A 25,501-nucleotide genomic window follows, 5' to 3' on the forward strand; every position below is an offset into this window, starting at 1 on the left:
CTGATACCCGCCCGGGCACCTGGACGACAGGCGGCGATGACAGGCGGCTTCCTCGAAAACCTATCGGTCGGGGCCCGCCCGGGGACATTCGGGCACCCACAGTGGCTCACGGGACTCACTGTCGGGTCCCTACAGAAAGGTCCCGGTCCCGCGCGGAAAGGTGTGGTCCACGGACGGGCTCACGCGACATGATCGGGGCAACCACAGGTCACACGACAGGGAGAGACCTCGGTGCCTCATACGATCGACGAAGCCTTCACGGCACTTCCCCTACGCGCCCTCGCCGACGCGGCGCTGGCACGCGCGCGTGCGCTGGGCGCCGAGCACGCCGACTTCCGGCTCGAGCGGGTGCGCAGCGCCTCCTGGCGGCTTCGCGACGCCAGGCCCGCCGGGTCGTCGGACACCACCGACCTCGGATACGCGGTGCGCGTCGTGCACGGCGGCACGTGGGGCTTCGCGTCCGGGGTCGACCTGACCCTGGACGCCGCCGCCAAGGTGGCCTCCCAAGCGGTGGCCATGGCGAAGCTCTCCGCGCAGGTGATCAAGGCGGCCGGGTCGGAGGAGCGCGTGGAACTGGCCGACGAGCCCGTGCACGCCGACAAGACGTGGATCTCGTCGTACCAGATCGATCCGTTCACCGTGCCCGACGAGGAGAAGGCCGGGCTGATGGCGGACTGGAGCGCGCGGCTGCTGGCGGCCGACGGGGTCGACCACGTCGACGCCTCGCTGCTCACCGTCCACGAGAACAAGTTCTACGCCGATACGTCGGGGACCGTGACCACGCAGCAGCGGGTCCGGCTGCATCCGGTGTTCACGGCCGTGTCGGTGGACGAATCCAGCGGCGAGTTCGAGTCCATGCGCACCCTCGCGCCGCCCGTGGGGCGCGGCTGGGAGTACCTGCGGGGCACGGGCTGGGACTGGGAGAGCGAGCTGGAGCAGATCCCGGAGCTGCTCGCCGAGAAGATGCGGGCGCCGAGCGTGGAGCCCGGGTTGTACGACCTGGTCGTCGACCCGTCCAACCTGTGGCTGACCATCCACGAGTCCATCGGGCACGCCACCGAGCTGGACCGCGCGCTCGGCTACGAGGCCGCGTACGCCGGCACCTCCTTCGCCACCTTCGACCTGCTGGGCAAGCTGAGGTACGGCTCGGAGCTGATGAACGTCACCGGCGACCGCACCGCCGAGCACGGCCTGGCGACCGTCGGGTACGACGACGAGGGCGTCGAGGCGCAGTCCTGGGACCTGGTGAAGGACGGCACGCTGGTCGGCTACCAGCTGGACCGGCGGATCGCGAAGCTCACCGGGTTCGAGCGGTCCAACGGGTGCGCCTTCGCCGACTCCCCCGCGCACGTGCCGGTGCAGCGCATGGCCAACGTGTCGCTGCAGCCGGACCCCGCCGGGATGTCGACCGAGGACCTCATCGGGAGCGTGGAGCGGGGCATCTACGTCGTCGGCGACCGGTCCTGGTCGATCGACATGCAGAGGTACAACTTCCAGTTCACCGGGCAGCGGTTCTTCCGGATCGAGAACGGGCGGCTCGCCGGGCAGCTGCGGGACGTCGCCTACCAGGCGACCACCACCGACTTCTGGGGCTCCATGGCGGCCGTCGGCGGCCCGCAGACGTACGTCCTGGGCGGCGCATTCAACTGCGGCAAGGCCCAGCCGGGGCAGGTGGCGGCCGTGTCGCACGGCTGCCCGTCCGCCCTCTTCAAGGGCGTCAACATTCTGAACACCACGCAGGAGGCCGGTCGATGAGCGCCCGTACGTCCAAGCCGCACGAGATCGTCGAGCGCGCCCTCGAACTGTCCCGAGCCGACGGCTGCGTCGTGATCGCCGACGAGCAGTCGACCGCGAACCTGCGCTGGGCGGGCAACGCCCTGACCACGAACGGTGTCACGCGCGGACGTACGCTCACCGTCATCGCCACGGTCGACGGCAAGGAGGGCACGGCCTCGGGGGTCGTGTCCAGGTCCGCCGTCACCATGGATGAGCTGGAGCCGCTGGTGCGGGCCGCCGAGGCCGCCGCGCGCGGCGCCGGGCCCGCCGAGGACGCGCAGCCGCTGGTGACGGGAGTGTCGGAGTCGCCCGAGTTCACCGAGGCGCCCGTGGAGACCTCCTCCGCCGTGTTCGCCGACTTCGCGCCGGCGCTGGGTGAGGCGTTCGCACGCGCGCGTGCGGGCGGCCGGGAGCTGTACGGCTTCGCCAACCACGAGCTCGTCTCCACGTACGTGGGCACGTCCACGGGGCTGCGGCTGCGGCACGACCAGCCCAACGGGACCCTGGAGCTGAACGCCAAGTCGCCGGACCGGACACGCTCGGCGTGGGCGGGGCGCTCCACGCGTGACTTCAAGGACGTCGACCCGGCGGCCCTGGACGCGGAGCTGGCCGTACGCCTCGGCTGGGCCGAGCGGCGCGTCGAGCTGCCCGCGGGCCGGTACGAGACGCTGCTGCCGCCGACGGCCGTCGCGGACCTGCTGATCTACCAGATGTGGTCGGCGTCGGGCCGGGACGCGGCCGAGGGCCGCACGGTGTTCTCCAAGCCGGGCGGCGGCACCCGCGTCGGGGAGAAGCTGACCGACCTGCCGCTGACGCTGCGCAGTGACCCGAACGAGCCGGGCCTGGAGTCGGCGCCGTTCGTGATCGCGCACTCCTCCGGGGGCGACCAGTCGGTGTTCGACAACGGGCTGCCGCTCACGGCCACCGAGTGGGTGCGCGAGGGTGAGCTGAGGCACCTGACGACCAGCAGGCACAGCGCGGCCCTGACCGGGCTGCCGCTGGCGCCGGGCATCGACAACCTGATCCTGGACGGGGGCGAGGGCCGCTCCCTGGAGGAGATGGTCGCGAGCACGGAGCGCGGGCTGCTGCTGACCTGCCTGTGGTACATCCGCGAGGTCGACCCGGCGACGCTGCTGCTCACCGGCCTGACCCGGGACGGCGTCTACCTCGTCGAGAACGGCGAGGTGACCGGCGAGGTGAACAACTTCCGGTTCAACGAGTCGCCGGTGAGCCTGCTGGGCCGGGCGACGGAGGCGGGCCGTACGGAGAAGACCCTGCCCAGGGAGTGGGGCGACTGGTTCACCAGGGCGGCGATGCCCGCGCTGCGCATCCCGGATTTCAACATGAGCTCTGTCAGTCAGGGCGTATAACCTCGTAGGCGTTCCCAGTCGGCTGTCACCCGACCGGCCGAAGATCATCCGAGGAGACACGAGAACCGTGACGGACATCGTCGACGAGCTGAAGTGGCGCGGGCTGTTCGCCCTGTCCACTGACGAGGACGCTTTGCGCAAGGCGCTCGCGGACGGTCCCGTCACGTTCTATTGCGGCTTCGACCCGACGGCGCCGTCGCTGCACGTGGGGCACCTGGTGCAGGTGCTCACCGTGCGCCGGCTCCAGCAGGCCGGCCACCGGCCGCTGGCGCTGGTCGGCGGCGCCACGGGCCTGATCGGTGACCCGCGCCCGACCGCGGAGCGCACGCTGAACGACCCGGAGACGGTGGCGGGCTGGGTCGACAAGCTGCGCCGCCAGATCGAGCCGTTCCTGTCCTTCGAGGGCGAGAACGCGGCGATCATGGTGAACAACCTGGACTGGACGCAGAACCTGTCCGCGATCGAGTTCCTGCGGGACATCGGCAAGCACTTCCGCGTCAACAAGATGCTGACGAAGGACTCCGTCGCCCGGCGCCTGGAGTCCTCCGAGGGCATCAGCTACACGGAGTTCAGCTACCAGATCCTGCAGGGCATGGACTTCCTGCAGCTGTACCGGAGGTACGGCTGCACGCTCCAGCAGGGCGGCAGCGACCAGTGGGGCAACCTCACGGCGGGCCTGGACCTGATCCACAAGCTGGAGCCGGACGCCACCGTGCACGCGCTGGCGACGCCGCTGATGACCAAGGCGGACGGCACCAAGTTCGGCAAGACCGAGGGCGGCGCCGTCTGGCTGGACCCGGAGATGACCACGCCGTACGCGTTCTACCAGTTCTGGCTGAACGTCGACGACCGGGACATCTCCCGCTACATGCGGATCCTGTCCTTCAAGTCCAGCGAGGAGCTGGAGGAGCTGGAGAAGCAGACGGAGGAGCGTCCGCAGGCCCGTGCCGCGCAGCGTGCGCTGGCCGAGGAGCTGACGACGCTGGTGCACGGCGCCGAGCAGACGGCCGCCGTGATCGCCGCGTCCAAGGCCCTCTTCGGCCAGGGCGAGCTCGCCGAGCTCGACGAGCGGACGCTGGCGGCGGCCCTCGCGGAGGTGCCGCACATCCAGGTCGCCGAGCTCGGCCCGGTCGTGGACCTGTTCGCCGAGGTCGGCCTGGTGCCCAGCAAGTCGGCCGCGCGCCGCACGGTCAAGGAGGGCGGCGCCTACGTGAACAACGCCAAGGTCGCCGGCGAGGACGCGGTCCCCGCCAAGGAGGACCTGCTGCACGGGCGCTGGCTGGTGCTGCGCCGCGGCAAGAAGAACCTGGCCGCGGTGGAGGTCACGGGCGCCTGAGGTGTGCACATGGCGGGGCGGTCACCGGTGCCGGAGACCGCCCCGTCGCTGTGGGACCGTTACGCCCTGCGCCTGCTGCCCCGCACTGCCAGGTACACCCTGTCCCCGATGGCGACGAGCACGATCGCGGCCACCAGCTGGAAGACATGCCGCCACCAGTCGATGCCCTCTGTCGCGTCGACGCCGGCCGCCCGCGCGATCGCGTTGCCGGCGATGGCGCCGAGCATGCCCAGGATGACGGTCAGCCACAGGGGAACGTGCTGTTTGCCCGGAATGATCGCCTTGGCGATCAGGCCGAGCACGAGTCCCACGATGATCGCCCACAACCAGCCCATGGCTGCCTCCTCGTACGGCTCGACGTGAGCATTACCGCCAGTGTCGGGCCGGACGGGGTACGGCGCATGCCGGGCGGGGCCATCCGCCGTACGCGGCATACACAGCACGGCGCAGGCCGGTTCACCCAGGCCGCAGGGGCCCCGGTCTCGTAGCCGACGCAGGTGCGGCGTAACGTGGAGCTGTCCGGGCCCCGGTGTCCCCGACCGGCCACGGACCGGGTACGGGGCGGGGAGAGTCCGATACGGGCGGATGGTGGAATGTGATGCGGAAGCTGCGCGGCGGGGGCGACGTCCAGGTGTTCCGGATCACCGGCGCCCGGGCGGGCCTCCAGGAGGACGTGCGCGGGCGACAGCGCCGGTACGTGATCTCGATGTCGATCCGTACGCTCTCGGTGATCCTCGCGGCCACGCTCTGGAACGTCGAACGGCACGTGGCCATCGTGGCGTTGGTGCTCGGGGCGGTGCTGCCGTACATCGCGGTGGTGATCGCCAACGCCGGGCGTGAGAACGCGCCGTCGTTGCCGTCGACGTTCGTGACGGCTCCGATGCGGCCGATGATCGAGCCGCCGCGGACGAACGGCGGTTTCACGGAACCCGTCGCGGAAGATGTGGTGTCCGAACCGGCGCCGGGCGCACGAACGGAGCCGCGCGAGCGGTCATGACCCGGCGGGCCGGGGACAAACGGAAGTCAGCCCCCCGCCAAGCTCAGGGAAAGCTCAGATCAATCATGTAGTTCCGGTGCCAGGCGGGGGGTTACCCGTGACATACTTCGTACGCGCTCCGCATCCCCCGTCGGAGCGACGGACCGACGCCGGGCAGCTCCCCCCGTGGCTGCTCGGCGTCGCCCTTTCTGTGTGCAGTGGTGAGACGAAGCTGTGAGTGACGAGACGCCCATCTGTTCCGCGAAGGGCTGCCGTGCCGGTGCCGTGTGGGTGCTCGCGTGGAACAACCCGAAGATCCACACGCCGGAGCGGCGCAAGACATGGCTCGCGTGCGAGGAGCATCGTGAGCATCTTTCGCAGTTTCTCGGGGTGCGGGGGTTTTTGAAGGACGTTGTTCTTCTGGAGGAGTGGGAGACGCGGGAAGCCTGAGAGACGGCTTGGGGTGGCTCAGGCGGTCGTTCGCCTCCCGCGCCGTCGTGGCTGGTCGCGCCCACGCGGCGGAGCCGCAGATCGATACAGCCCCGCGCCCCCGGGTTCAGCCGCCGATCGCTGACATCGGGCGGTCCGGCTGGACGAAAGTCGGGTCGTCCAGACCGGCGCCCGCCTTCTTGCCCCACATGGCCAGGCGCCAGATGCGGGCGATCTCCTCGTCGGGGGCGCCGGAGCGCAGGGCGGCGCGCAGGTCCGTCTCCTCGGTGGCGAACAGGCACGTGCGTATCTGGCCGTCCGCCGTGAGGCGGGTGCGGTCGCAGGCCGCGCAGAACGGGCGGGTGACGGAGGCGATCACGCCGACGCGGTGCGGGCCGCCGTCGACCAGCCAGCGCTCGGCCGGTGCCGAGCCGCGTGCCTCGTCGCCCTCGGGGGTGAGCTCGAAGCGGGTGCGCAGGGAGGTCAGGATGTCGCCGGCGGTGATCATGCCCTCGCGCTTCCAGCCGTGCTGGGCGTCCAGGGGCATCTGCTCGATGAAACGCAGCTCGTAGTCGTGCTCCACGGCCCAGGCCAGCAGGTCCGGGGCCTCGTCCTCGTTGAGCCCCGGCATCAGGACCGAGTTGACCTTGACCGGGGTCAGGCCGGCCTCGCGGGCGGCGCGCAGGCCCTCGATGACGTCCTTGTGGCGGTCCCGGCGGGTGAGGGCCTTGAAGACCTCGGGGCGGAGCGTGTCGAGCGAGACGTTGACCCGGTCCAGGCCTGCCGCCTTCAGGGCCGCCGCGGTGCGCCCCAGGCCGATGCCGTTGGTCGTCAGGGACATCTGGGGGCGGGGCTCCAGGGCCGCGACGCGCTCGACGATGCCGACCAGGCCGGGGCGCAGCAGGGGCTCGCCGCCGGTGAAGCGGACCTCCTCGATGCCGAGGGAGGTGACCGCGATGTCGATCAGGCGGACGATCTCGTCGTCCGTGAGCAGATCCGGCTTGGCCAGCCACTGCAGGCCCTCCTCGGGCATGCAGTACGTACAGCGCAGGTTGCACCGGTCGGTCAGTGAGACCCTCAGGTCGGTGGCCACTCGGCCGTAGGTGTCGATGAGCACGCGGGCCCCCTCCCTCGAGCGGATCGTGCGCGGAGCACGACTTCTCCGGCACCTGCGAGCCTACGTGACCCCACTGACAACGACACAGACCCGATCCCACGACGTAAGACACGGCCCCGTCGTAGAGAGCTACGACGGGGCCGTGCGGGAGGTGTCGCTCAGTGGGCGCCGGTGCCGGTCAGGGACCGGACCTCCAGCTCCGCGTACTTGGCGGTGTCGGGCTCCTCCTTGGACAGGACCGTGCCGAGCCAGCCCATCAGGAAGCCGAACGGGATGGAGATGATGCCCGGGTTCTTCAGCGGGAACCAGGCGAAGTCGACGTCGGGGAACATCGCCTTGGGGTCGCCGGAGACGACGGGCGAGAACAGCACCAGGCCGACCGCCACGATCAGGCCGCCGTAGATCGACCACAGCGCGCCCTGGGTGGTGAACCGCTTCCAGAACAGGCTGTACAGGATCGTCGGCAGGTTGGCGGAGGCCGCGACCGCGAAGGCCAGGGCGACGAGGCCGGCGACGTTCAGGTCGCGGGCGAGCGCGCCCAGCAGGATGGAGACCGCGCCGATGCCGATGGTCGCCAGGCGGGCCGCCCGGACCTCCTCCTTCTCGGTGGCCTGGCCCTTCCTGATGACGTTCGCGTAGATGTCGTGGGCGAACGACGAGGACGAGGCGAGGGTCAGGCCCGCGACGACGGCGAGGATCGTCGCGAAGGCCACCGCCGAGATGGTGGCGAGCAGGATCGCGCCCCAGGCCGAGTCGACACCGCCCAGGTGCAGGGCGAGCAGCGGTGCCGCCGTGTTGCCGGACGGGTTGGACGCGATGATCTCCTCCTGGGAGATCAGGGCCGCTGCGCCGAAGCCGAGCGCGATGGTCATCAGGTAGAAGGCGCCGATGATGCCGATCGCCCAGTTCACGGACTTCCGGGCGGCCTTGGCGTTGGGCACGGTGTAGAAGCGGATGAGGATGTGCGGCAGGCCGGCGGTACCGAGGACCAGGGCGACGCCGAGGGAGATGAAGTCCAGCTTGGAGGTGCCGGTGGCGCCGTACTGCAGGCCGGGCTCCAGGAAGGCGGCGCCCTTGCCGCTGTTCTCGGCGGCCTTGCCGAGCAGGTCGGAGATGTTGAAGTTGAACTTCAGCAGCACCAGGAAGGTGATCAGGATCGTGCCGCCGATGAGCAGCACGGCCTTGACCATCTGGACCCAGGTGGTGCCCTTCATGCCGCCGATGGAGACGTACACGATCATCAGGACGCCGACGAGGGCGACGATGAGGATCTTGCCGGCGTCGGAGGTGATGCCGAGCAGCAGCGAGACCAGGACGCCGGCGCCCGCCATCTGGGCCAGCAGGTAGAAGATCGACACGACGATGGTGGAGGTGCCGGCCGCCGTGCGCACCGGGCGCTGGCGCATGCGGTACGCGAGGACGTCGCCCATGGTGTAGCGGCCGGAGTTCCTCAGTGGCTCGGCGACCAGGAGCAGGGCGACCAGCCAGGCGACCAGGAAGCCGATGGAGTACAGGAAACCGTCGTAACCGAAGAGGGCGATCGCGCCCGCGATACCGAGGAACGACGCGGCCGACATGTAGTCGCCGGAGACCGCGAGGCCGTTCTGGAAGGCGCTGAACTGGCGGCCGCCCGCGTAGAAGTCGGCGGCGTCCTTGGTCTGGCGGCCCGCCCAGACGGTGATGAAGAGGGTCGCGATCACGAAGGCCGCGAACAGGGAGATGATCAGCGGCCGGTGCTCGCTGGCCTCATTGGCCGCAAGAGTCATCGCGAGGTTCATGCGCCGCCCTCCATCCGGGCCTTGATCGCCTCAGCCTTGGGGTCGAGCTTCGCGCTCGCGTGCCGCGCGTACCACCAGGCGATGAGGAACGTGGTGACGAACTGGGCGATACCGAAGACAAACGCGATATTGATGTTGCCGAACAGCTTGGTGCCCATGAAGTCGCCCGCGTAGTTGGAGAGCAGGACGTACAGCAGGTACCAGACGATGAAGGCGACGGTCAGCGGGAAGGCGAAGGAGCGGTAGGAGCGGCGCAGTTCACCGAACTCCGCGCTCTGCTGCACCTCGGTGAACTCCTCGGGTGAAGGGAGTTTGTGTCGCTCTTTCGAGGGGGGCGGTGCGTCGGTGGCCACGGGGTCTCCTCGCGGTGCGGATGCGGTTCCAGCAGGGACGGAGGCGAGTGTCCTCGCGCTCCTTGTCCAACGTCACGGCGCCACGCGAGGACCGGTTCAACTGCCCGGCCTTCTTTCCGCAGTCGATTTCGGCAAAACATTGCTGGCCAACGACGGCGCGGGATAGCTTCGGCCTGCACCACCCGTCATGTACCTGCCCGAGCACCACCTGTGTCTCGGGCAGGTCTCGTTTCCGGATGAAGTGGAGACCCCATGGCTCATCTGCCTTCCAGACGCCGGCTCGCGCTCGCCGTCCCCGTCGTGCTGTCCCTGACCGCCTCGCTCGGCTTCCTGCCGGCGGCGGCGTCGGCGGCCCCGCTGGCGGAGGCGCAGGCGCCGGCGCAGGCGGCGGACGCGCCGAAGCTGGCGTACGTCGTCAACACCACGACGGACGCCCGCACGATCGCCTCGGTGAAGAAGGCCGTCACCGCGGCCGGCGGCACGGTCGTGGTCTCGTACGACAGGATCGGCGTGATCGTCGCCCACTCGGCGAACCCGGAGTTCGCCCGGCAGATGCGGGCGGTGCGCGGGGTCCAGTCGGCGGGGGCGACGCGGACCGCGCCGCTGACCGCGGCGGGGACGACGGACGAGGACGCCGCGCAGTACCTGACGGACGCTCAGGCTGCCAAGGTCGAGGCCGCCTCGGCGCAGACCCCCGGCAGCGAGCCCCTCGAGGCGGACCAGTGGGACCTGCGCGCGATCGGCGCCGACAAGGCCGCCGGGATCAACCCGGGCAGTCGCAAGGTGACCGTCGCCGTGATCGACACCGGCGTCGACGACACCCACCCCGACATCGCCCCGAACTTCTCCGCGTCCCAGTCCGCCAACTGCGCCGGCGGCAAGGCCGACACGAGCGAGGGCGCCTGGCGCCCGTACACCCCCGAGGACTACCACGGCACCCACGTGGCCGGTGAGATCGCCGCCGCCCGCAACGGCATCGGCGTGGCCGGCGTCGCACCCGGCGTGAAGGTGTCCAGCATCAACGTGACCGACCGGGACAGCGGCCTCTTCTACCCGGAGAGCGTCGTGTGCGCCTTCGTGTTCGCCGCCGACCACGGCGTGGAGATCACGAACAACAGCTATTACGTTGATCCGTGGCTGTACAACTGCATGGACGATCCGGACCAGCGGGCGATTGTCGACGCGGTCAACAGGGCGCAGCTGTACGCCCAGAAGAGGGGCACGCTCAACGTCGCGTCGGCCGGCAACTCCAACCACGACCTGGACGCCGACGCGATCCTCGACGACACCAGCCCCAACGACTCCACCCCGGTCGAGCGCACCATCGACCCGCACGAGTGTCTCGACGTGCCGACCCAGCTGCCGGGTGTCGTCACGGTCAGCGCGACGGGCGTCCAGAACGTCAAGTCGTACTACTCCACCTACGGTCACGGCGTCGTCGACGTCGCGGCGCCGGGCGGCGACCGCAAGTACCAGATACCGGACACACCGTCAAAGAACGGCCGGATCCTGTCCACCATGCCGAACGGCGAGTACGGCTTCCTGCAGGGCACCTCGATGGCCGCGCCGCACGCCTCCGGTGTCGCCGCGCTGCTGAAGTCGAAGCACCCGTGGGCCTCCCCGGCCCAGCTGCAGGCGCTGCTGAAGGCCCAGGCCGACAACCCCGGCTGCCCCGAGTCGTACGACCAGGACGGTGACGGAACGCAGGACGCACTGTGCGAGGGCGGGAAGCGGGTCAACGGTTTCTACGGGTTCGGCATCGTCAATGCCCTGCGCGCGGTCAAGTGACCCGGGAATCCTGTAAACCTCCCGCACGGTCCGCTCGTACCGCGAACGAACTGGAGACAGCATGACTGCGCCTCACCCGCGCTACCGTCGCGCGCTCGCGATCCCGGCCGGGATGGCCATGGCGACGGCCCTCGCGTTCCTGCCCAACGGCACGGCCTCCGCCGCTCAGCAGCCCTCGGCCCCGGCCGACGCGACCTCGCTCAGCTATGTGGTCAACGTCCACCCGGGACACGGCCCTTCCGGCCAGGTGAAGAAGGCCATCGGCGAGGCCGGCGGCACGATCGTGACGTCGTACGACCGGATCGGCGTCATCGTCGTCCACTCCTCGAACCCCGACTTCGCCAAGACGATCCGCGCGGCGCGCGGGGTCCAGTCCGCCGGGGCCACGCGCACCGCGCCGCTGCCCGCCCAGTCGACCACCGACGTGGGCACGCCGAAGGTGCTCAGCGCGGCGGAGATCGCGGACGCCGAGGCCGCCGACGGCAAGGACCCGCTCGAGTCCCTGCAGTGGGACCTGCCCGCCATCAAGGCGGACAAGGCGCACGAGAAGTCGCTGGGCAGCCCCGAGGTCACCGTCGCCGTGCTCGACACCGGCGTCGACGACACCCACCCGGACATCGCGCCCAACTTCGACCGGGCCGCGTCGGTCAACTGTGTGTCGGGCAAGCCGGACACGACCGACGGGGCCTGGCGGCCGGGCGCGTCGGAGAGCCCGCACGGCACGCATGTGGCGGGCGAGATCGCGGCCGCCAAGAACGGCGTCGGCATGACGGGCGTCGCGCCCGGGGTCAAGGTGTCCGGCATCAAGGTGTCCAACCCGGACGGCTTCTTCTACACGGAGGCCGTGGTGTGCGGCTTCGTGTGGGCAGCCGAGCACGGCGTCGACGTGACCAACAACAGCTATTACACCGACCCCTGGTACTTCAACTGCACCGACGACCCGGACCAGAAGGCGCTCGTGGACGCCATCACCCGGGCCACGCGGTACGCGGAGAAGAAGGGCGCGGTCAACGTCGCCGCGGCCGGCAACGAGAACTACGACCTCGCCGCCGACCAGATCACCGACCCGGTCTCCCCGAACGACTCCACCCCGAGCGAGCGGGTCGTGGACCCCTCGGAGTGCTACGACATCCCGACCCAGCTGCCGGGGGTCGTGACGGTCGCGGCGACCGGCGCGAAGGGCCTGAAGTCGTCCTTCTCCAACTACGGCCGGGGTGTCGTCGACATAGCTGCCCCGGGCGGCGACTCGACCAAGTACCAGCCCCCGGCCCCGCCGGCCACCAGCGGTCTGATCCTGGGCACGCTGCCCGGCGGCAAGTGGGGCTACATGGCGGGTACGTCGATGGCGAGCCCGCACGTCGCGGGGGTCGCCGCCCTGATCAAGTCGACCCACCCGTACGCCCCGCCGGCCGCGGTGAAGGCGCTGCTGTACGCACAGGCCGACGCCGTGCCGTGCACGGACCCGTACGACATCGACGGCGACGGCAAGGCCGACGCGGTGTGCGAGGGCCCGAAGAACCGCAACGGCTTCTACGGCTGGGGCATGACGGACGCGCTGGACGCGGTGACGAGGTAGGGCCTTGAGGAGGTAAGGCTCTTGTGAACGCGGTCCGGGCCGGGCGGGGACTCCGCCCGGCCCGGCCGTCCAGTGATCCTCGGCGCCGCCCGGGCCGAAACGAGGCGAAACCAGGCGGAATGCCGTACCGCCAGTTCTTTTCCCGGAGTTGCCCGATTCCGGGACGACTGGTGAAGATCCTGGGGTGTCCTTGACAAGATCCACTCTCGAGGCGGACGAGCACGGGGCGGACCGTCGCCCCGGGACCGGCCGGGCGGTCGCCGTGCTCGTGCTGGTGACACTGGGCGCGCTGATACCACTGCTCGGGCCGTCCCCGGCGCTGCACGGCACCGGGGAGGCCGCCGCGCCCGGTGTCGGTGGCATAGCCCTGCTGCGCACGGTGCTGTTCGCGGCGCTGTGCGTGCCGGTCGGCGAACTGTTCGTCAACCGGCTGGCCCGTTCCGTACCCGGCGCTCCGCCGGACGTCCCCCGCAGCTGGTCCCCGTACGCGGCCGCCGTCGGTTTCGGCGCGGCACTCGGACTCGCCTCGGTCGTGGCCACCGGCAACCTGGTTCCCCAGGACCCGGCACAGATCGACGTCGGCGGCCTGTACGCGTCCCGGGACGGCAAGCTCGCCCTTCTGGAGGTCAACGCGTTCCTCGTGGCGGGCCTGTGCGCCCTCTCGCGCCGGCCGGCCGCGCAGGTCTGGCCGCTGGCCGCACTGGTCGTCGCGGAGGCCCTGCGCGCACACCCCACGACCGAGCACAGCCCGCTGGCCGGCACCGGGCTGACGCTCGTTCACCTGACCTGCGCGGCGCTGTGGACGGGCGGGCTGCTGCACGCGCTGCGCACCCTGCGGGTGTGGCGGCCCGCCGCGCCGGGTGCGGCCCTGTTGGGGCTCTACGCGCGCGTGGCGGCCGTTCTGCTCGCCGCCATCACCGCGACCGGGGTGTGGAGTTCGCTGCGGCGGATGCCGCCGGAGACGGTCCTGGAGCAGCTGACGACGACGGCGTACGGGCGCACCCTGCTGGCCAAACTGATCCTCGTGGCCGCCGTCGCCGCCCTCGCGCTGTGGGCACGGATCCGGCTGCGCCGCGCGGCGGATCCCCTGACCGCTTGCTCCCCCGCACGCGCGGAGGTCGTCGCCCTGGGGGTGGTGGTGGCGGTGTCGGGCCTGCTGACGGCGCTGCCGGTGCCGATCAGGTGGTGAACCGGGGCCGCGCGGGCACGGCGTGCGGGCCGCGCGTGTCGAGGCGGCCGAGCGTGCCGACGACCAGCAGGGACTGCGCGGCGAGGTACGTGAGCATGATCCACAAGTCCGGCCTCGGCAGCTGCGGCCAGTCGGCGACGCCGGTGGCGATGAGCAGGTCGGACAGCACGAAGAGCGCCCCGCCGAGCCCGGCGACGGTGCCGAGCCGGGCGGCGGCCGCGTACGCCATGGTGGTGAGAAGGAGGCTGTAGCCGGCGACGGGCACCCGTAGGTGCGCGGGCAGGTCCGGCCACAGCAGGGCGACGGCGGTGACGAGGGCGGTGGCGTAGCCGAGGGCGAGAAGTACGGCACGCGCGCGTGGGGCCGCGTTTCGGCTGCCGTGCGTCCTGAAGAGCGCGAGCCAGCACACGTGCCCGGCCGCGAAACAGCCCATCCCGGCGAGGAAGGCGGGCTCGGCGTCGGACAGCAGCAGGACGTCTCCGCCCCAGCCGCACAGGAGCGCGGCGACGAGGGGCCGGGGCGCGCCGCGCAGGACCGCGCAGGCGGCCAGGAACGGCATCAGCAGCGGCTTGGCGACGGCGTGCCCGGCGTCGAGACCGGCCGCGAGGGAGGCGAGGTCGACGGCGACGGCCAGGCCGTAGGCGGCGAGGAAGAGGCGTGCGGGTCTCACGCGGCTGTGGTCTCCTCGGCGGCCGGGGTCTCAGCGCCCGTGGTCTCAGCGGCCGTGGTCTCCTCGGCGGGCGCCGGAGCCTTCGCCGGTTCCGCAGCCCTCGCCGAGTGCGTAGCCCTGGCCGAGTCCGCAGCTCTCGCCGAGTCCGCAGCCCTGGCCGGTGCCGGCTGCCACCCCGGTCCGCGGAACACGCGGCCCGCGCGCTCGCGCCAACTGACCGCCGCCTTGAGGTCCTTGGCGATGGCGACGTACTCGTGCGTGGCGACCTTCAGCGGGTTGTATGTGGTGATGTTCTTGGTCAGTCCGTACACCGGCCGCTCGGTCTCCGGCACGAACGACCCGAAGAGCCGGTCCCAGACGATGAGGATCCCGCCGAAGTTGCGGTCGAGGTAGCCGCCCTGGGAGGCGTGGTGCACGCGGTGGTGGGAGGGCGTGTTGAAGACGAACTCGAACCAGCGGGGCATCTTGTCGATGCGCTCGGTGTGGATCCAGAACTGGTAGACGAGGTTCGCCGAGGAGCAGAAGGCGAGGGCCGCCGGGTGCACTCCCGCGGCGACGAGCGGCACGTAGAACGGCCACACGGTCAGGGACGTCCAGGGCTGGCGCAGCGCGGTGGTGAGGTTGAACTTCCTGCTGGAGTGGTGGACGACGTGGCAGGCCCACAGGATGCGGATGACGTGGTGGCCGCGGTGGGACCAGTAGTAGAAGAAGTCCTGCGCGAGCAGCATCAGCGGGACCGTCCACCACAGGACGGGGACGCGCAGCGGGGTCAGCTCGTAGATGGCCGTGTAGACGGCGACGATCGGGATCTTCCAGAGGAAGTCGAAGAAGAGGCTGCCGAGTCCCATGGTGATGCTCGTCGCGGCGTCCTTCGCCTCGTACCCGGCCGCCTCCTCGTCCGGGTGGAGCCGGTAGCTCACCATCTCGACGACGGTGAGCAGGACGAAGGCGGGTACGGACCACAGCACGACATCGGGCAGGTTCGGCATGGATGAACCGTAGGACCGCCGCCCGGCCGCGCCTAGACGTTGTTACCCACAAGTATTACCGGCGGTACGCGCTTGCTTCTTGGCGGTCTTCACCAACTGCCGCAGGAACCACGCGTCCCGCCATGGAGTTGAGAGGTCAATGGAGTTGAGAGATCGATGGAGTTGAGAGGTCATCGGATCCCCGAGGCGGCCCCGGGACCGCACGTCCGGACATTCCCGGCATGCGAACAGGCGGGAGCCGCACGGCACCTGACGGACAGCACTGTCAGTCCCGGCCCGTATCCTCAGTGACCATGCTCGAAGACCTCACGACCGCAGCATCGTCTCCCCCGTCGTGGCCGGCCGCGTATCCGCAGGGATACGCGGTCGTTGACGTGGAGACCACGGGGCTGGCCCGGAGCGACCGCATAATCTCCGCGGCCGTCTACCGGCTGGACGCGCGCGGTGAGGTCGAGGACCACTGGTACACGACGGTCAACCCGGAGCGCGACCCGGGGCCGGTGTGGATCCACGGTCTGACGAGCGAGATGCTCGAAGGGGCTCCCCTCTTCCAGGACATCGCCGAGGAGTTCGCGGCCCGGCTGCGGGACCGGGTGCTCGTCGCGCACAACGCCGTCTTCGACTGGCAGATGATCGCCCGGGAGTACGCGCGCGCGGAGCGCGAGGCACCGGTGCGGCAGCGGCTGTGCACCATCGCGCTCGCCAAGGAACTGGGCCTGCCGCTGCCCAACCACAAACTGGAGACCCTCGCGGCGCACTTCGGCGTCGTCCAGCGGCGGGCGCACCACGCGCTGGACGACGCGCGCGTGCTCGCGGAGGCGTTCCGGCCGAGCCTGCGGGCCGCGGCGGCGGGCGGCGTACGGCTGCCGCTGCACGAGTGCCGGCCGCTGACCGAGTGGTCGGACCGGCCGGCCCCCCGCATCGGGCAGCAGGCGGGCTACGGCGGCTACCGGCCGGGCGGCTGGCGGCCCTCCCGCAAGCGGCCCGCCTGCCCCTATCCCAACCCGGGACGGTACGAGGAGGGCAAACGGCTCAAGCAGGGCATGCGGGTCGCCTTCTCCGGCGACACCTCGGTCGAGCGGGAGCTGCTGGAGGACCGCGCGACCGAGGCCGGGCTGCACGTGGCCACCAGCCTGTCACGGCTGACCAGCCTCCTCGTCACCAACGACCCGGACTCGGGCACGTCCAAGGTGGTCAAGGCCCGGCAGTACGGGACGCCGATCGTGGACGAGGCGGCGTTCGGGCAACTGCTCGCGGACGTGGAGCCCGCCTCGGAGTCGTGACCGTACGGACGGGTGATTGCCGGGCGACTCGCCCGGCACCCGCTCGCCCGCGCGGCCGGGACGGCTCACCCTGTGGCGCATGGCGACATGTGAGGTGTGCGGAAATCACTACGGAATGACCTTCGAGGTGCACGCCCAGGGCGCGGTGCACGTCTTCGACTGCTTCGCCTGTGCGATCCACCGCATGGCACCCATCTGCGAGCACTGCCGTGTGCAGATCATCGGGCAGGGCGTCGAGGTCGAGGGCCACTGGTACTGCGGTGCCCACTGTGCCCGCGCGGAAGGCGGGGTGGGAATCGTCGACAAGGTGTAAGCCCACACCCGCCTGAATGCACCCCACGACCGAGTTGTACGGTCGTGGGGTGTACCGCTTCCTGTTGTCCCGCCAGTGGGTGATCCTGACGCTGGTCGCTCTCCTCCTCATCCCCACGATGATCAGGCTGGGCTTCTGGCAGATGCACCGCTACGAGGAGCGCACCGCCCGCAATCAGCTGGTCTCCGACGCGCTGGCCGCGAAGCCGGTACCCGTGGAGCGGCTGACCTCCCCCGGGCACACCGTCACCAGCGACGAGCGGTACCGCGCCGTGACCGCGAAGGGCCACTTCGACACGGACGACGAGGTCGTGGTCCGCCGCCGCACCAACGGCGACGACGAGGTCGGCTACCACGTCCTGACCCCGTTCGTCCTCGACGACGGCAAGGTCCTGCTCGTCAACCGGGGCTGGGTCCCCGCGGACAGCCGGAGCCAGATGGCGTTCCCCGAGATCCCGGCACCGCCCCGCGGTGAGATCACCGTCACGGGCCGGCTGATGCCCGACGAGACGACCGAGACGAGCGGCATCAAGAACCTCGAAGGCCTGCCGGACCGGCAGATCATGCTGATCAACAGTGCGCAGGAGGCACGGCGCCTGGGAGCCACGGTGCTCGGCGGCTACATCGCGCAGACGGCGCCCGAGCCGAAGGGCGACACCCCGGAGCTGCTCGGCGACCCGGGCAAGGAGGACGCCGCCCTGAACTACGCGTACGCCGTCCAGTGGTGGCTATTCGCCGCGGCCGTCCCGGTCGGCTGGGTGATCCTGGCCCGCCGCGAGGCCCGGGAGCGAGCGGAGGCGGCGGCCAAGGCGGCCGACGCGACGGAGGCGGAACCGGCGGCGGTGTAGCCGGTCGCCGGTTCCGCCTCCGTCCCCACGGGCCTGACGGCCGGCCTCAGCAGCACCGCCCCTGCGGATGCGCCTCCCGGTGCAGGGTGCGCAGCACCTCGTACTCCCGCCGGGTCGGCACCGGCGCGCCCGGATGCCGGTGCCGGTGCCGCGCGCAGTAGCGGTCGTACTCTGTCTCGCCGGTCAGCTCGCGCAGGTACCACCGCACGGCTCGGGCCCAGCGCGCGGCCCTCATGACCCGGCCCCGACCAGGGGTGCGTCCGCCTGCCGGGGCACGTCGAGGCGGGACTCGACGTACGGCGCCTCCGAGGTCGGCAGGGTGCCCGGAGCGCGGATCGCCCGTACGCACACCACCGCGGCGTTGCCGATGACCACGACGACCAGCAGCAGGAAGAGCGCGATGAGGACGCCGTCGACCGTGGAGTTGGTGACCACGGTGTGCATGTCGTCGAGGCTCTTGGCGGGCGGCAGGACCTGCCCGGCGTCGAGGGCGTCGGCGTACCGGGCGCGCTGGGCGAAGAAGCCGACCTTCGGGTCAGCGGAGAAGATCTTCTGCCAGCCGGCGGTGAAGGTGACCGCGACCACCCAGGCGAGGGGGGCGCCGGTGATCCAGGCCCAGCGCAGCCGGCCGGACTTGATCAGGACCGTGGTGCAGACGGCGAGGGCGATGGCGGCCAGCAGCTGGTTGGCGATGCCGAAGAGGGGGAAGAGCTGGTTGATTCCGCCGAGCGGGTCGGTGGCGCCGGTGTAGAGGAAGTAGCCCCAGCCCGCCACGACCAGGGCGCTGCACAGCCAGATGCCGGGCTTCCAGTTGACCCGGCCGATCGGCTTCCACACGTTGCCGAGCATGTCCTGGAGCATGAAGCGGCCGACGCGGGTGCCCGCGTCGACGGTGGTGAGGATGAACAACGCCTCGAACATGATCGCGAAGTGGTACCAGAAGGCCTTCATCGCGGCGCCGCCGAAGACTCCGGAGAAGATCTCCGACATGCCGACGGCGAGGGTCGGCGCGCCGCCCGTGCGGGCGATCAGGGTCTGTTCCTCCACCGCCTTGGCGGCCTGCGTCAGCTGGTCGGGCGTGATGGTGAAGCCGAGGTTCGCCACCGCGTGGGACGCGGACTCGGCCGTCGTGCCGAGGAGGCCCGCGGGTGCGTTCATGGCGTAGTACAGGCCGGGTTCGAGGGTGGCCGCCGCGATGAGCGCCATGATCGCGACGAAGGACTCCATCAGCATCGCGCCGTAGCCGATCATGCGGACCTGGGACTCCTTCCGGATCAGCTTGGGCGTCGTCCCGGAGGCGACCAGCGCGTGGAAGCCGGAGAGCGCGCCGCACGCGATGGTGATGAAGAGGAACGGGAACAGCGACCCCGCGAAGACGGGCCCGGCGCCGGACGAGGCGAAGTCGCTCACCGCGTCCGCGCGCAGCACCGGGGCGGCGACCACGACGCCGACCGCGAGCAGCGCGATCGTGCCGATCTTCATGAAGGTGGACAGGTAGTCGCGCGGCGCGAGCAACATCCACACGGGCAGGACGGAGGCGACGAAGCCGTATCCGACCAGGCAGAGGACGAGGGTCGTGGGGCTGAGGGTGAAGGCTCCCGCCAGGGAGGACTCCTGGATCCAGCTGCCGCCGGCGATCGCGAGGAGCAGCAGGACGACGCCGATGAGGCTGGTCTCCACGACCCGGCCCGGGCGGATCACGTGCAGCCAGAAGCCCATGAACAGGGCGATGGGGATGGTCATCGCGACGGAGAAGGTGCCCCACGGGGAGTGGGCGAGCGCGTTGACGACCACCAGCGCCAGCACGGCCAGCAGGATGATCATGATGGCGAACACCGCGATCAGCGCCGCGGCCCCGCCCACCCGGCCGATCTCCTCGCGGGCCATCTGCCCCAGCGACTTGCCGTCCCGCCGCATCGACAGGAACAGCACCACCATGTCCTGCACCGCCCCGGCGAAGATCACCCCGGCCACGATCCACAGGGTGCCGGGCAGGTAGCCCATCTGGGCCGCGAGCACCGGCCCCACCAGGGGTCCGGCGCCGGCGATCGCGGCGAAGTGGTGGCCGAGCAGCACCCGGCGGTCGGTGGGGTGGAAGTCGACGCCGTCCTCCAGCCGCTCGGCCGGGGTGGCCCGGCGGTCGTCGGGCTTCAGGACGCGGCGGGCGATGAAGCGGGCGTAGAAGCGGTAGGCGATGGCGTACGAACCGAGGGCGGCGACCACCAGCCACACGGCGGAGATCTCCTCCCCGCGGGCGAGGGCCAGGACGCCCCAGGCGACCGCGCCGAGCAGGGAGACCGCGGCCCACAGCAGGATCGAGCGCGGTGACATACGTGATCTTCCGGGCGCCGGGCGACCGGATTCGGGCAGGGCGGATGTGGGCATGGCGGCTCCTCACCGTGACGGTGGTGGGTGACAGGACGTACGCGGGGATCGGTGCGGTCGTCGGCCCATGACCTGCACGCCTCTCCCGCTCGCTGTCGGTCTGTGCAAGAGTTGCCCACCCGCCGGGACCGGTTGACAGCCGATGTCCAGAAGATTTCCCGCCGGTTTTCTGTCCTCCACCGCGGCCGCTCGCGCAACTCTCCCGCGAGGGCACAGGCACACCAAGGACGGTGACCCATGGCCGACGGCGCCATGACCGCGACGTTCCTCGCCGTGATCGGCGGGGCGTCGCTGCTCGCCGTCACCGCCCGGCGGCTGCGCCCGAGCGACCGGCTGCCCTCCCTGGAGGGCTGGGCGCTGGCCGACCGCGGCCTGGGCCCGGGGTGGACCTGGCTGCTGCTCGGCGGCACGATCTTCACCGCGTACACCTTCACCGCCGTGCCCGGACTGGCGTACGGCAACGGCGCGCCCGCCTTCTTCGCGGTGCCGTACACGGTGATCGTGTGCCCGCTCGCCTTCGTGCTGCTGTCCCGCCTGTCGGACGTGGCCCGCCGGCACGGCTACGTCACCGGCGCCGACTTCGTGCGGGGCCGGTACGGGTCGCCGCCGCTGGCGCTCGTCGTCGCGCTGACCGGGATCCTCGCGACGATGCCGTACCTGGCGCTGCAACTGCTCGGCATACGGGCGGTGCTGACGGCCGGCGGCGTCCATCCGCGGGGCGTGGCCGGGGACCTGGTGCTGGTGGCGCTGTTCGCGGGGCTCGCGGTGGCCACCTACCGGCACGGGCTGCGCGCGCCCACGGTCATCTCGGCGCTGAAGGCGGTGGCGGTGTTCGTCTCGCTCACCGCCGTGTGCTGGCTGGTCCTGGCGCGGTTCGGCGGCCCGGGTGCCGTCTTCGAGGGCGCGGAGCGGCGGCTGGGCAGCCCGGCGCTGATCCTGACCCCCGAACAGCAGCCCGCCTACGCCACGCTCGCCCTCGGCTCCGCGCTGGCCCTACTGATGTACCCGCACGTGCTCACCGCCGGTTTCGCCGCCGACGGGCCGCGCACCCTGCGCAAGGTCGCCGTCGCGCTGCCCGCGTGGACCGGGCTGCTGGCCCTCTTCGGCTTCCTGGGCGTCGCGGCCCTCGCGGCCGGGGTACGGGCCCCTGAGGGCGGCGCCGAGGCCGCCGTTCCGATGCTGGTCGACCGGCTGATGCCCGCCCCGCTGGCCGGGCTCGTGTTCGCCGCGATCACCGTGGGCGCGCTGGTCCCGGCCGCGGTGATGTCGATCGCCGCGGCGACGAGCTTCGTACGGAACGTGTACGTCGAGTACGTCCACCCCACGGCCACCCCCAAGCGGCAGGTGCGCATCGCCAAGGCGGTGTCGCTCACCGCGAAGGTGGGGGCGGTGGCGTTCGTGTTCGGGCTGCGGGACCAGGACGCCGTCAACCTCCAGCTGCTGGGCGGCGTGTGGATCCTGCAGGTCTTCCCGGCCGTGGCCGTCGGCCTGTTCACCGGTCGGCTGCACCCGCGGGCGCTGCTCGCCGGCTGGGCGGTGGGCATGGCGGCCGGGACGTACCTGGTGGTGCACCAGGGGTTCTCGCCGGTCGTGCCGCTCGGCACGGGCACGGGGCCGGTGGAGGTCTACGCCGGGCTCGTGGCCCTGCTGCTCAACCTGGCCGTCGCGGTGGCCGGCACCGCGGCGCTCGAACGCCTCGGTGTCCCGCGCGGCACCGACACGACCGACCTGCCGTCCCGCCTGACCGTCAGGCGACGACCGGAGACGGGAGCGAACACTCCGTGAGACGCAGACAGAACACCCCGGTCACCCTGCCGCCGGTTCCCGCACCGGCCGCCCCCGCCGAGCCGCTCGCGCCCGCGGTGTGCGATCCGGACGACCTGGAGCGGGAGGCCGGCCTCGCCCGCCTCTTCGAGCTGCACTACTCCTCGATGCTGCGGCTGGCCGTGCTGCTCGGCGCCGACGATCCGGAGAACGTGGTGGCCGAGGCGTACTACCAGATCTACCGCAAGTGGCGGCGCCTGAGGGACGTGGCCGCGGCGGAGGCGTATCTGCGCTCCACTGTGTGCAATCTGACCCGGATGCGCATACGCCACCTGCAGGTCGCCCGCCGGCACGAGGAGAACCCGCCGAGCCCGCCCGACGAGACGGTCGCCTCCGCCGAGAACACCGCGCTGCTCCGCGAGGACCAGCGGGCGCTGATCGACGCACTCCAGCAGCTGCCCCCGCGGCAGCGCGAGGCGCTCGTGCTGCGGCACTGGCTCGGGCTGAAGGAGAGCGAGATAGCCGCCGCGATGGGCATCTCCTGCGGCTCCGTCAAGACGCACACGGCACGCGGCATCGCCGCCCTGACCCAGGTGATGGAGGCCCGGCGATGAACGACACCACTCCGGACCGGACGGACCACGACCGCACCGAACGTGAACTGCGCGAGGCCCTCGAGGCCCTGGCCGGCGGGGTCCTGCCCGCCCCCGACGCCTACCGCACGGCACGCGGGGCGTGGCTGCGCCGCGAACGCCGGCGCCGGCTCGTCCTCGCCGTGCTGATCGCCGTCGTCTTCGCGCTGGCCACCCTGATCGGGCTGTGGGTGCTCAACCAGGCCCCGTCGCACCCGGGCGTGATCTTCTCGGGCGGCGGCGCCCCGGTCGCCGAGGGCATGTCACTCCCGCGGCCCCAGCCCTGATTGCCGCGCCGACTTGCCGGGAACCCGCACCCCGTGCACCCCCGTATCGAGGACTACGCACTCATCGGCGACGAACAGACCGCGGCCCTGGTCGGCACGGACGGCTCCGTGGACTGGCTGTGCCTGCCGCGCTTCGACTCGGCCGCCTGCTTCGCCAAGCTGCTCGGCGACGAGGACAACGGCTACTGGCGCATCGCCCCCACGGGCGCGGACCGCTGCACCCGGCGCGCCTACCGCCGCGACACCCTCGTCCTGGACACCGACTGGGAGACCGCCGAGGGCGCGGTACGCGTCACCGACCTGATGCCCCAACGCGACCGCGCCCCCGACCTCGTACGCATCGTGGAGGGCCTGCGCGGCGAGGTGACCGTGCACAGTGCGCTCCGATTGCGCTTCGACTACGGCTCGATCGTGCCGTGGGTGCGCAGGGCCGACGGCCACCGGGTGGCCGTGGCCGGGCCGGACTCGGCCTGGTTGCGCAGCGAGCCGGAGGTGCGCTCGTGGGGCGAGGACTTCGGCACGCACGCGGAGTTCACGGTCAGGAAGGGGGAGAAGGTCGCGTTCGTCCTCACCTGGCATCCCTCCCACGAGCCGCGCCCGCCGCTCGTCGACCCGCACGAGTCGCTGCGCCACAGCGTCGCGGACTGGCGGAAGTGGGTGGCGCACTGCCGCTACCGCGGCCCGTACCGGGACGCCGTCGTCCGCTCCCTGATCACCCTGAAGGCGCTCACCTACTCCCCGACCGGCGGCATCGTGGCCGCCCCCACCACCTCGCTGCCCGAGGAGCCGGGCGGGGTGCGCAACTGGGACTACCGCTACTGCTGGCTGCGCGACTCCACCATGACCCTGGGCGCGCTGCTGTCGGCCGGCTACCAGCAGGAGGCCGAGGCCTGGCGGAACTGGCTGCTGCGCGCGGTCGCCGGCGACCCGGCGGACCTGCAGATCATGTACGGCCTGGCGGGCGAGCGGCGGCTGCCCGAGTACGAACTGCCGTGGCTGTCCGGCTTCGCCGAGTCGACCCCCGTCCGCATCGGCAACGACGCCGTGAACCAGCTCCAGCTGGACGTGTACGGCGAGGTCATGGACTCGCTGACGCTGGCGCGCAGTTCGGGGCTGTCGGCCCAGCCGGACGTGTGGGCCGTGGAGTGCGCCCTGATGGACTTCCTGAAGACGGCCTGGCGGCAGCCCGACGAGGGACTGTGGGAGGTGCGCGGCGGGCGGCGCCAGTTCGTGCACTCCAAGGTGATGGTGTGGGTGGCCGCCGACCGGGCCGTGCACACGCTGCAGACCCACCCGGGGCTGGACGGCGACCTGGACGGCTGGCGCGCGCTGCGCGACGAGGTGCACCGCGAGGTGTGCGAGAAGGGCTACGACCCCGAGCGGAACACCTTCACCCAGTCCTACGGCTCGCGCGAGCTCGACGCCGCGCTGCTGCTCATCCCGCGCGTGGGCTTCCTGCCGCCCGACGACCCGCGCGTGCTCGGCACCATCGACGCCGTCCGCAAGGAGCTGGACCAGGGCGGGTTCCTGCACCGCTACAGCGGCGACGAGACCGCCGTCGACGGCCTGCCGGGCAGCGAGGGCACCTTCCTGGTGTGCTCGTTCTGGCTCGCGGACGCCCTGCACATGACGGGCCGTACGGAGGAGGCCCGGAAGCTGTTCGAACGGCTGGTGGGACTCACCAACGACGTCGGGCTGCTGGCCGAGGAGTACGACCCCGTGGCCGGCCGCCAGCTCGGCAACTTCCCGCAGGCGTTCAGCCACATCGGCCTGGTCAACACCGCCCTCGCCCTGTTCGGGCAGGACAGGGCAGGATAGGGACCATGGATCTTGGACTGAAGGACCGGGTGTACGTCGTCACCGGAGCCACCCGCGGACTGGGCAACGCGGCGGCGCGCGAGCTCGTCGCCGACGGCGCGAAGGTGGTCATCACCGGGCGGGACGAGGCCGGGGTCTCCGACGCCACCGCCGCACTGGGGCCGAACGCGGCCGGGGTGGCCCTCGACAACGCGGACCCGGACGCGCCCGCGCGGCTGATCGCGACCGCCCGGGAGCGGTTCGGCGGCTTCCACGGCATCCTCGTCAGCGTCGGCGGGCCGCCGCCGGGGTTCGTCGCCGACAACACCGACGAGCAGTGGCAGGCCGCGTTCGAGTCGGTGTTCCTGGGTGCGGTGCGGCTGGCTCGCGCGGCGTCGGCCGAGTTGGAGGCGGGCGGTGTCATCGGGTTCGTGCTGTCGGGGTCGGTGTACGAGCCGATTCCGGGGCTGACGATTTCGAACGGGCTGCGGCCCGGTCTCGCCGGGTTCGCGAAGTCCCTCTCCGACGAGCTGGGGCCGCGTGGGATCCGGGTCGTCGGTCTGCTGCCCGGCCGTATCGACACGGACCGCGTGCGCGAGCTGGACGCGTTGTCCGCCGACCCGGGGGCCACGCGCGCGGCCAGTGAGTCGCGCATTCCGCTGCGGCGGTACGGGACTCCGGAGGAGTTCGGGCGGGCGGCGGCGTTCCTGCTGTCTCCGGCGGCTTCCTATCTGACCGGGGTCATGCTGCCCGTGGACGGTGGGGCACGGCACGGGTTCTGACCCGGGTCGGTCAACCCTACCCTCTCGGGAACAACTGACCCTCTCGGGTCCTCTCGGGACGTCG

The 25,501-nt window shown here is 71.4% G+C and carries 25 protein-coding genes; 17 read left to right on the forward strand and 8 right to left on the reverse strand.

Annotated elements, in window-relative coordinates; genetic code table 11:
• The first annotated feature begins 231 nt into the window (after positions 1 to 231).
• The 3 genes from ACYVMZ_RS30580 (at position 232) to tyrS (ending at position 4,482) form a co-directional block, all read left to right on the forward strand.
• On the forward strand, positions 232 to 1,755 hold the full coding sequence (locus ACYVMZ_RS30580) for a TldD/PmbA family protein (RefSeq protein WP_461085380.1): 1,524 nt from the start codon (positions 232 to 234) through the stop codon (positions 1,753 to 1,755).
• A complete protein-coding gene (locus ACYVMZ_RS30585; protein ID WP_461085382.1) occupies positions 1,752 to 3,146 on the forward strand; it encodes a metallopeptidase TldD-related protein in 1,395 nt (464 codons plus the stop codon). The genes ACYVMZ_RS30580 and ACYVMZ_RS30585 overlap by 4 nt, the downstream gene beginning before the upstream one ends.
• Before the next feature lie 67 nt (positions 3,147 to 3,213).
• The gene (tyrS, locus tag ACYVMZ_RS30590; protein ID WP_461085384.1) at positions 3,214 to 4,482 is read left to right on the forward strand and encodes a tyrosine--tRNA ligase; all 1,269 of its coding nucleotides are present in this window, start codon (positions 3,214 to 3,216) and stop codon (positions 4,480 to 4,482) included.
• A 59-nt stretch (positions 4,483 to 4,541) separates the two neighbouring features.
• Here the strand turns inward: tyrS and ACYVMZ_RS30595 are convergent, their stop codons facing one another.
• Positions 4,542 to 4,817: a GlsB/YeaQ/YmgE family stress response membrane protein gene (locus tag ACYVMZ_RS30595; RefSeq protein WP_461085386.1), complete on the reverse strand. Its 276-nt coding sequence runs from the start codon at positions 4,815 to 4,817 to the stop codon at positions 4,542 to 4,544.
• 263 nt (positions 4,818 to 5,080) lie between these two features.
• Between ACYVMZ_RS30595 and ACYVMZ_RS30600 the strand changes: the two genes are divergently transcribed.
• Positions 5,081 to 5,479 carry a DUF3099 domain-containing protein gene (locus ACYVMZ_RS30600; protein WP_461085388.1) on the forward strand — a complete coding sequence of 133 codons (399 nt, stop codon included), beginning with the start codon at positions 5,081 to 5,083 and terminating at the stop codon, positions 5,477 to 5,479.
• 213 nt (positions 5,480 to 5,692) lie between these two features.
• Positions 5,693 to 5,908, forward strand: a complete 216-nt coding sequence (locus ACYVMZ_RS30605; RefSeq protein WP_461085390.1) for a hypothetical protein — start codon at positions 5,693 to 5,695, stop codon at positions 5,906 to 5,908.
• Positions 5,909 to 6,014: 106 nt separating this feature from the next.
• Here ACYVMZ_RS30605 and moaA read toward each other — a convergent pair whose 3' ends face one another.
• The 3 genes from moaA to ACYVMZ_RS30620 form a co-directional block, all read right to left on the reverse strand.
• The gene (gene moaA / locus ACYVMZ_RS30610; RefSeq protein WP_461085392.1) at positions 6,015 to 7,004 is read right to left on the reverse strand and encodes a GTP 3',8-cyclase MoaA; all 990 of its coding nucleotides are present in this window, start codon (positions 7,002 to 7,004) and stop codon (positions 6,015 to 6,017) included.
• A 158-nt stretch (positions 7,005 to 7,162) separates the two neighbouring features.
• A complete protein-coding gene (locus ACYVMZ_RS30615) occupies positions 7,163 to 8,782 on the reverse strand; it encodes a solute symporter family protein (protein ID WP_461085394.1) in 1,620 nt (539 codons plus the stop codon).
• Positions 8,779 to 9,135, reverse strand: coding sequence for a DUF485 domain-containing protein (locus ACYVMZ_RS30620; protein ID WP_461085396.1), 357 nt, complete (start codon positions 9,133 to 9,135; stop codon positions 8,779 to 8,781). The genes ACYVMZ_RS30615 and ACYVMZ_RS30620 overlap by 4 nt, the downstream gene beginning before the upstream one ends.
• Positions 9,136 to 9,387: 252 nt before the next feature.
• Between ACYVMZ_RS30620 and ACYVMZ_RS30625 the strand changes: the two genes are divergently transcribed.
• From ACYVMZ_RS30625 to ACYVMZ_RS30635, 3 genes are all read left to right on the forward strand, one after another.
• The gene (locus ACYVMZ_RS30625) at positions 9,388 to 10,923 is read left to right on the forward strand and encodes a S8 family peptidase (RefSeq protein ID WP_461085398.1); all 1,536 of its coding nucleotides are present in this window, start codon (positions 9,388 to 9,390) and stop codon (positions 10,921 to 10,923) included.
• Between the two features lie 61 nt (positions 10,924 to 10,984).
• The gene (locus tag ACYVMZ_RS30630; protein ID WP_461085400.1) at positions 10,985 to 12,499 is read left to right on the forward strand and encodes a S8 family serine peptidase; all 1,515 of its coding nucleotides are present in this window, start codon (positions 10,985 to 10,987) and stop codon (positions 12,497 to 12,499) included.
• Between the two features lie 184 nt (positions 12,500 to 12,683).
• Positions 12,684 to 13,688 (forward strand): CopD family protein, encoded by a 1,005-nt coding sequence (locus ACYVMZ_RS30635; RefSeq protein WP_461085402.1) that lies wholly within the window; start codon positions 12,684 to 12,686, stop codon positions 13,686 to 13,688.
• Here the strand turns inward: ACYVMZ_RS30635 and ACYVMZ_RS30640 are convergent.
• Both ACYVMZ_RS30640 and ACYVMZ_RS30645 read right to left on the reverse strand, forming a co-directional pair.
• Complete coding sequence (locus tag ACYVMZ_RS30640; protein ID WP_461085404.1) at positions 13,678 to 14,358, reverse strand: lysoplasmalogenase; 681 nt, start codon at positions 14,356 to 14,358, stop codon at positions 13,678 to 13,680. The two genes, ACYVMZ_RS30635 and ACYVMZ_RS30640, sit on opposite strands and share 11 nt — an antisense overlap.
• Entirely contained in the window at positions 14,355 to 15,347 is a 993-nt protein-coding gene (locus tag ACYVMZ_RS30645; protein WP_461085406.1) for a sterol desaturase family protein, read from the reverse strand. Before ACYVMZ_RS30645 ends, ACYVMZ_RS30640 begins: the two co-directional genes overlap by 4 nt.
• 293 nt (positions 15,348 to 15,640) lie before the next feature.
• On the opposite strand from ACYVMZ_RS30645, the gene ACYVMZ_RS30650 reads away from it, so the two are divergent.
• The 3 genes from ACYVMZ_RS30650 (at position 15,641) to ACYVMZ_RS30660 (ending at position 17,790) form a co-directional block, all read left to right on the forward strand.
• Complete coding sequence (locus tag ACYVMZ_RS30650; RefSeq protein WP_461085408.1) at positions 15,641 to 16,630, forward strand: DEDDh family exonuclease; 990 nt, start codon at positions 15,641 to 15,643, stop codon at positions 16,628 to 16,630.
• 79 nt (positions 16,631 to 16,709) lie between these two features.
• Positions 16,710 to 16,943: a hypothetical protein gene (locus ACYVMZ_RS30655; RefSeq protein WP_461085410.1), complete on the forward strand. Its 234-nt coding sequence runs from the start codon at positions 16,710 to 16,712 to the stop codon at positions 16,941 to 16,943.
• 49 nt (positions 16,944 to 16,992) lie between these two features.
• On the forward strand, positions 16,993 to 17,790 hold the full coding sequence (locus tag ACYVMZ_RS30660; RefSeq protein ID WP_461085535.1) for an SURF1 family cytochrome oxidase biogenesis protein: 798 nt from the start codon (positions 16,993 to 16,995) through the stop codon (positions 17,788 to 17,790).
• A 46-nt stretch (positions 17,791 to 17,836) separates the two neighbouring features.
• On the opposite strand, the gene ACYVMZ_RS30665 is transcribed toward ACYVMZ_RS30660, so the two are convergent.
• Entirely contained in the window at positions 17,837 to 18,025 is a 189-nt protein-coding gene (locus ACYVMZ_RS30665; protein WP_461085412.1) for a YbdD/YjiX family protein, read from the reverse strand.
• On the reverse strand, positions 18,022 to 20,175 hold the full coding sequence (locus tag ACYVMZ_RS30670; RefSeq protein WP_461085414.1) for a carbon starvation CstA family protein: 2,154 nt from the start codon (positions 20,173 to 20,175) through the stop codon (positions 18,022 to 18,024). The genes ACYVMZ_RS30665 and ACYVMZ_RS30670 overlap by 4 nt, the downstream gene beginning before the upstream one ends.
• Here ACYVMZ_RS30670 and ACYVMZ_RS30675 point away from each other — a divergent pair.
• The 6 genes from ACYVMZ_RS30675 to ACYVMZ_RS30700 all read left to right on the forward strand — a co-directional run bounded on the left by ACYVMZ_RS30675 (position 20,115) and on the right by ACYVMZ_RS30700 (position 25,437).
• Positions 20,115 to 20,246 (forward strand): hypothetical protein, encoded by a 132-nt coding sequence (locus ACYVMZ_RS30675; RefSeq protein ID WP_461085539.1) that lies wholly within the window; start codon positions 20,115 to 20,117, stop codon positions 20,244 to 20,246. The two genes, ACYVMZ_RS30670 and ACYVMZ_RS30675, sit on opposite strands and share 61 nt — an antisense overlap.
• A gap of 166 nt (positions 20,247 to 20,412) precedes the next feature.
• Positions 20,413 to 21,960, forward strand: coding sequence for a sodium:solute symporter family protein (locus tag ACYVMZ_RS30680; protein ID WP_461085416.1), 1,548 nt, complete (start codon positions 20,413 to 20,415; stop codon positions 21,958 to 21,960).
• The gene (locus tag ACYVMZ_RS30685) at positions 21,957 to 22,553 is read left to right on the forward strand and encodes an RNA polymerase sigma factor (RefSeq protein ID WP_461085418.1); all 597 of its coding nucleotides are present in this window, start codon (positions 21,957 to 21,959) and stop codon (positions 22,551 to 22,553) included. The genes ACYVMZ_RS30680 and ACYVMZ_RS30685 overlap by 4 nt, the downstream gene beginning before the upstream one ends.
• Positions 22,550 to 22,858, forward strand: coding sequence for a hypothetical protein (locus tag ACYVMZ_RS30690; RefSeq protein WP_461085420.1), 309 nt, complete (start codon positions 22,550 to 22,552; stop codon positions 22,856 to 22,858). The genes ACYVMZ_RS30685 and ACYVMZ_RS30690 overlap by 4 nt, the downstream gene beginning before the upstream one ends.
• 33 nt (positions 22,859 to 22,891) lie before the next feature.
• Positions 22,892 to 24,676 carry a glycoside hydrolase family 15 protein gene (locus tag ACYVMZ_RS30695; protein ID WP_461085422.1) on the forward strand — a complete coding sequence of 595 codons (1,785 nt, stop codon included), beginning with the start codon at positions 22,892 to 22,894 and terminating at the stop codon, positions 24,674 to 24,676.
• A 5-nt stretch (positions 24,677 to 24,681) separates the two neighbouring features.
• A complete protein-coding gene (locus ACYVMZ_RS30700; RefSeq protein WP_461085424.1) occupies positions 24,682 to 25,437 on the forward strand; it encodes an SDR family oxidoreductase in 756 nt (251 codons plus the stop codon).
• Positions 25,438 to 25,501 lie beyond the last annotated feature (64 nt).

This window comes from Streptomyces deserti (genome assembly GCF_054782695.1).

What these genes read in the sequence shown, in the direction of transcription:
- ACYVMZ_RS30585 (WP_461085382.1), top strand. Translation starts at nt 1,752, where the DNA reads ATGAGCGCCCGTACGTCCAAGCCGCACGAGATCGTCGAGCGCGCCCTC.
- ACYVMZ_RS30595 (WP_461085386.1), bottom strand. Translation starts at nt 4,817, where the DNA reads ATGGGCTGGTTGTGGGCGATCATCGTGGGACTCGTGCTCGGCCTGATC.
- ACYVMZ_RS30600 (WP_461085388.1), top strand. Translation starts at nt 5,081, where the DNA reads ATGCGGAAGCTGCGCGGCGGGGGCGACGTCCAGGTGTTCCGGATCACC.
- ACYVMZ_RS30615 (WP_461085394.1), bottom strand. Translation starts at nt 8,782, where the DNA reads ATGAACCTCGCGATGACTCTTGCGGCCAATGAGGCCAGCGAGCACCGG.
- ACYVMZ_RS30625 (WP_461085398.1), top strand. Translation starts at nt 9,388, where the DNA reads ATGGCTCATCTGCCTTCCAGACGCCGGCTCGCGCTCGCCGTCCCCGTC.
- ACYVMZ_RS30630 (WP_461085400.1), top strand. Translation starts at nt 10,985, where the DNA reads ATGACTGCGCCTCACCCGCGCTACCGTCGCGCGCTCGCGATCCCGGCC.
- ACYVMZ_RS30645 (WP_461085406.1), bottom strand. Translation starts at nt 15,347, where the DNA reads ATGCCGAACCTGCCCGATGTCGTGCTGTGGTCCGTACCCGCCTTCGTC.
- ACYVMZ_RS30650 (WP_461085408.1), top strand. Translation starts at nt 15,641, where the DNA reads ATGCTCGAAGACCTCACGACCGCAGCATCGTCTCCCCCGTCGTGGCCG.
- ACYVMZ_RS30655 (WP_461085410.1), top strand. Translation starts at nt 16,710, where the DNA reads ATGGCGACATGTGAGGTGTGCGGAAATCACTACGGAATGACCTTCGAG.
- ACYVMZ_RS30665 (WP_461085412.1), bottom strand. Translation starts at nt 18,025, where the DNA reads ATGAGGGCCGCGCGCTGGGCCCGAGCCGTGCGGTGGTACCTGCGCGAG.
- ACYVMZ_RS30670 (WP_461085414.1), bottom strand. Translation starts at nt 20,175, where the DNA reads ATGCCCACATCCGCCCTGCCCGAATCCGGTCGCCCGGCGCCCGGAAGA.
- ACYVMZ_RS30680 (WP_461085416.1), top strand. Translation starts at nt 20,413, where the DNA reads ATGGCCGACGGCGCCATGACCGCGACGTTCCTCGCCGTGATCGGCGGG.
- ACYVMZ_RS30690 (WP_461085420.1), top strand. Translation starts at nt 22,550, where the DNA reads ATGAACGACACCACTCCGGACCGGACGGACCACGACCGCACCGAACGT.
- ACYVMZ_RS30700 (WP_461085424.1), top strand. Translation starts at nt 24,682, where the DNA reads ATGGATCTTGGACTGAAGGACCGGGTGTACGTCGTCACCGGAGCCACC.